Raw genomic sequence first — 1688 nt, 5'->3', positions numbered from 1 at the left:
ACCGTCCATTGCAATGGTCAAACGATCTTTGGTTTTGGGTAAATTCACATGCATCATGCCACTGGTTGAAAGGGCAGCCCACAAACTTACAGGCTCTGGTAACAAACCAGACAGTAAAGAAAGCCCCGTTTCTATTCCCTCACAAATCACTAGGTGGCGTTCATTATCTTGGCTTAAATGCACAGCACCGCCCATAACAGACCCCAACATAGCTTTGGCTGGTTTTTGATCTGTTTTGCACCCATTGGCTTTTAAAAAGGTTCTATGGATTGCAAAGGAACCAGCGCCCTTAACAAGAGCAAGCAACGCGGGCAGTGTAATTCCCGAAGGATGAGGGCATTGATCATGAAAGCGTAAATTGGGTGACAAGGCACAAGTGATACCACGCTTGCGTAAATAAGTTTCTGCTAGGCTATCTTTTATAGTTTGGCTTTGCTTCCAAAGCTCTCTTGCTTTCTCTGCGTTCTGTTTTGCTTGTTGATCTTCAGAACAGAATTTTTTCGATAAAGAGAGGTTTTTATCAAAATATGCTTGTGTATTGACAAGACCAATGTTTTTAAGAGCTTTGATGATCTGTTTAAAAGAGCAGCCAGCATGACAATAAAGTAATAATTGACCATTATAACCATAAGTAAGAGCTAAACTAGGAGTGCTATCATCATGGGCAGGGTAATGGGCAAGTCCATAATGCCCATGCCAGACACCTGGCACAGCACGTGTTATGCCCGCGGCATGTCTATAAGAATACATTTTTTATCCTATGATCTTGCGTCACAGGACGGATTTTGCTATTCATCATGTGATAAGTAATGAAGAGCCTTGTCCGTCCTTACGTGACAAGGTTTTCTTTTATGCAGCATTATTGCTACGGTTGTTTTTTGCTTTCTCTATTACACCGTGAAGATCCGATTGTAACCAACGCGACAAAAAACCAAACTTTAAGGGTTTTGGTAAAACACCATTGGTGACATGACGGCGGAATGTTGAAACACTCATATGGAGCAATTTTGCACTTTCACGGTCTGTGAGAAGAGTGTCATTTTCGGTCATTTAAAAATCCTTTCAGAACATAAATTGCAAACAAATCATAACCACTTATTAACCATATTTCTGCAGGATTGAAAAGTAATATTATCTATAAAAAACAGTCTTTTATCATGTTTTTTTAAAATTGAATCTTGATGAATCTTAATGACAAGATATGAGAAAATAGAGAGAAAAAGTTATCCACAGGTTATGGGGTAAAATACCCCATATCTTAAGTTTGACCGGTGACATAAGCCGCCCATTTATCCATATAGACACGGCGCTGTTCTAGATAGTCAGTGCGACGATAAGCACGCTCTACTTGTCCTCCTACTGTATGGCTTAGAATGGTTTCAGCGACCTCATAGGGGGCATCGGTTGTTTCAGCGAGCCAATTGCGTAAACTAGAGCGAAAGCCATGGGGGCAGGCATCAAGACCAACACGTTTCATGTATTTTGACATGCAAGCATCTCCAAGAGGACCTCGACCGGTTGCAGAAAAGAAGAAATCATTGCGAGAAAGCAAGCGCGCTTGTTTGAGAATTTCTAATGCTTCAGATGATAAGGGCACGCGAAACTCTTTTGTTGCATCACGTCTTCCTTTCATATTTTCAGCAGGTATAGTCCATAGATCACCCTCAACCTGATCTTTATGGATATAA

Annotated in this window: 3 protein-coding genes; all 3 read right to left on the bottom strand. The window is 40.9% G+C overall.

Annotated elements, in window-relative coordinates; genetic code table 11:
- Window positions 1-750: DUF7146 domain-containing protein (locus BN67_RS06590; protein ID WP_019223349.1), on the bottom strand; the 750-nt coding region annotated here is incomplete at its 3' end.
- Window positions 751-849: 99 nt separating this feature from the next.
- Complete coding sequence (locus BN67_RS06585) at window positions 850-1050, bottom strand: helix-turn-helix transcriptional regulator (protein WP_019222130.1); 201 nt, start codon at window positions 1048-1050, stop codon at window positions 850-852.
- A gap of 208 nt (window positions 1051-1258) precedes the next feature.
- A partial coding sequence (locus tag BN67_RS06580) for a tyrosine-type recombinase/integrase (RefSeq protein WP_019223348.1) occupies window positions 1259-1688 on the bottom strand: 430 nt, incomplete at its 5' end.

Source organism: Bartonella rattaustraliani AUST/NH4 (assembly GCF_000312565.1).
Classification (GTDB): Bacteria; Pseudomonadota; Alphaproteobacteria; order Rhizobiales; family Rhizobiaceae; genus Bartonella; species Bartonella rattaustraliani.
The sequence above is the reverse complement of the archived record's forward strand: the minus strand, read 5'-3'. Positions and strand labels throughout refer to the sequence as shown.